Raw genomic sequence first — 3,069 nt, forward strand, 5'->3', positions numbered from 1 at the left:
AGGATACCGTTTACAAGACATTCTTCTTCAGTATATATACTATTTGCTTGTATCTTACAGCTAGTTTTCTACTTGATTATTTCCTCTTTAGATTTACTTTATAAATAGCCTCTTACCCTTTTCCCAGTCCTCACAAGCGCACTTTTGGGTTGGCAGACTACCAGGAATTTCTTACACCTGTGCGTTCAGATCTGCTGGAGATAGCACAACAGTCATAGAAACCTGAATCTAAAATATGATGTTACTTGCTGTGGTATATGTCATGATTATCTGTAATTGCATATTCTGGGCGATCGCATTTCTCTTGGGGAGAGCAATCACCTTTTTCACTTCAGCAACTAAGCCGCTACTACCGCTCGGACTCCTAACAACGCAATCACTTGTTCTGCGCTCAATGCCACACGATTGAGTCCGTACTGTCTTGGTCTTGCTTTGGTCAAATAATTCGTCGCTCTACAGCCATCCTGACAACGCGTTTAATTAAAATTAAAGTGCAAAAAATTCTTCAAGAAATGGATAAAACTTGTTCGCTAACAACTCAAACTTTTCTCCAATACAATCAGGGCGAGCTATTTTATAACCTCTGCCATTGTACCAATTAGGATTCATCCCTGGAGAAAAGCATAGATAAGCTGTGCCCTCTTTGTAGTACCCAGATATAGTTAAGATATTTATTTTAGGTAAATAATTTACTTGAAAATTTCTGACAGCACGGTTTTGACTTTTAAAAGTAATAGCTAAATTATTCTCAACAATGTTTTCATAATCTTGATGTAATGATTTCAAATAAATTTGTGGTACAACTAAAGCTGCATGAGCCTTGCCGATTTTTCGAGCTGATAACTGAAACTGCGTGTCGCTAAAAACTTGCCCAGCAATCTTAGTAACCTCTGTTTGAAAATCTATTTGTACTGCGTAAAGAAGTCGTTCTAAATCTATATTGAGCATTACTTTACCTTTAAATATTCAAATATTGCCAACAAGAAAGGCAGAGGGCAGGAGGCAGGAGGCAGAAGCAATACTGCCCTCTGCTGCGACCGCTTTCTACCAAGGGTTTGAGTCTCCCACCAAATTCTTTCCTTCTGCCCTCTGCCTCCTTTTCAAAAAATATTATGAGATTTTTAGTATCTAAAATTTTGCTGAGGCAAAAAAATTAACAAAAATGAAATTGACAAAGCGATTAATCATTAGATGCTATGGATCTAAATTGATATTTATCTTAGATACATACGGCACAATCTGTTTTCCAGAAATACACCAGAAGTAGATCAACTTGCTAGTGCCCAATCTGTTCTTTATTAGCTCACCATCAGCCACGCCTACAGCTTGAGCGACCAGAGACAGATTAGCTCTCGGTCCACCGGCAGGGTAGTAATGTTTTTCAGTGGTTGTGACAACTGATGAAGCGCAATCGCCCCGCTTTGGTAACGCCCCACGTTTTGATTTACTCTGTTCCACGCATGGCAGTAGGATTTGTCAACGCTCGTCAGCGGCTCCTGATAAGTTTGACTTGTAATGAGGTATAGCGATATCGTTTGTGGCAAATACATACACCTCGCAAGCAATAGTTTATTGGTCTAATGTGAGTGCAGATGAAGCGATCGCAACACCATAGCGATTTTGGCAGTAATAGCAGGCGCGCTCTTGTCTTTAGCTCAAGGCTGCTGCTACTTGATCAGCTAGTTTGTGAGGATTAAATGGTTTACTAATTATGCCTTTGACACCTAGATCATTAAATACCTCTTTGTTATTGCGTCCTCTTGCTGTAAGTAAAATTACTGGAATATGTTTAGTTATTTGATTAGTCTGTAGTTCTTTAAAAGTTGTCAAACCATCCATATCAGGCATCATTACGTCCAAAAGGATAGCATCGGGTTGAGATGACTGAGCTAAGAATAAACCTTGGTTCCCTGAAGTAGCAGTCAACACTTCCCAGCCCCCCATTATTTCTAGACAAGTCTGAATCAATTGACGGATGTCATCTTCATCATCAATCACTAAGATTTGCTTAGAGGTCATCGTTATTATCTTCCTGTTTTAAATTATTACTTAGTGGTTTAATTCTTCCAATGTAATGAGGGGCATTGTTTAAAACTACCATCCTCTTAAGATTAATTTTTAATAGTAAAACTTGAAAGTGGAAAACTAGTAGTTCGCTTTCGTGACGAAAGCGGGGTACTGGGGAAAGGGGGAAGGTGGGGCCCCCACGAAATTCCCGAATTATTAGCAGCAACTTCAACAAAACGTCTCCAAATTTACCGCAATGAAACTTAAAGTTATTGCTCACAAAGCTGTGAGCGATGCCTGCGGCGGTAAACTACGCCCGGTAGAAGTGAACCACGAGTCCGTAAACGTCGCCCAAAAGCTTACTCCTTAATGACGAAACCTCGGCATGAATTACGAAAACAATTGCAAACTGCTTAACCCGCAAGTGTTTCGGCTTTTCTAAGTGCCATTCCCCTATAGGCAAGAGGAAACCCAGAGCGATGAACTACAAGAGTGGTAAAGGCATTGAGGGATAGAATATCAATTAGGTAGCAAGATTTGGGTAGGTAAGGCAAGCCATGTATAGTTATGAGCCTACCCAAGCTGAATGTTCGACGCTTCCTGAATTTCGAGCTGGCGTTACTGTTTAGGAGTCATTCAGGAGTTGCAAACTGTGCAAATAACTCTGCCCCTGTCAGGTCATTAGTCTTATTGGCGAAACAGTAATATTTGGGCTTTTCATCAATGAATACCTGATGATCTAAAACAAGACCTTCACAGTTCTGGAATAGTCCAACAGGTATGAAATACTGGTATCGGCTCAAAATTTCGGGGTAGAGATTTATTCAGGTAGCCACGACCAACCAAATGGGTTAGAAGAAGACTTCTCTCGAATAATGTTACCCAAACAGGGAATATCACCGAGTTGCAAAATCCGGTCATGCATATACTCAAAAAAGCTAATACCTAACTTACGAGTAGTGGCAACCAGGGACATGAAAATATCCCATGCTTTGGTACCAAGTTCTGTTTGGGTGGCATAACTAATCTTGCGTCGCTGTACCATAGTTCTAGCAGCCAACT

2 protein-coding genes and 1 pseudogene are annotated in these 3,069 nt (G+C 40.3%); all 3 read right to left on the reverse strand.

The window, feature by feature from the left end:
- Positions 1–486: 486 nt before the first annotated feature.
- Positions 487–948: a hypothetical protein gene (locus tag H6G97_RS48860; RefSeq protein ID WP_190947486.1), complete on the reverse strand. Its 462-nt coding sequence runs from the start codon at positions 946–948 to the stop codon at positions 487–489.
- A 702-nt stretch (positions 949–1,650) separates the two neighbouring features.
- A complete protein-coding gene (locus H6G97_RS48865) occupies positions 1,651–2,019 on the reverse strand; it encodes a response regulator (RefSeq protein WP_190947487.1) in 369 nt (122 codons plus the stop codon).
- Between the two features lie 808 nt (positions 2,020–2,827).
- Positions 2,828–3,069, reverse strand: a pseudogene (locus tag H6G97_RS48870) (hypothetical protein); the annotation flags it as partial.

Source organism: Nostoc flagelliforme FACHB-838, assembly GCF_014698065.1.
In the GTDB taxonomy this organism is placed as follows: Bacteria; Cyanobacteriota; Cyanobacteriia; order Cyanobacteriales; family Nostocaceae; genus Nostoc; species Nostoc flagelliforme_B.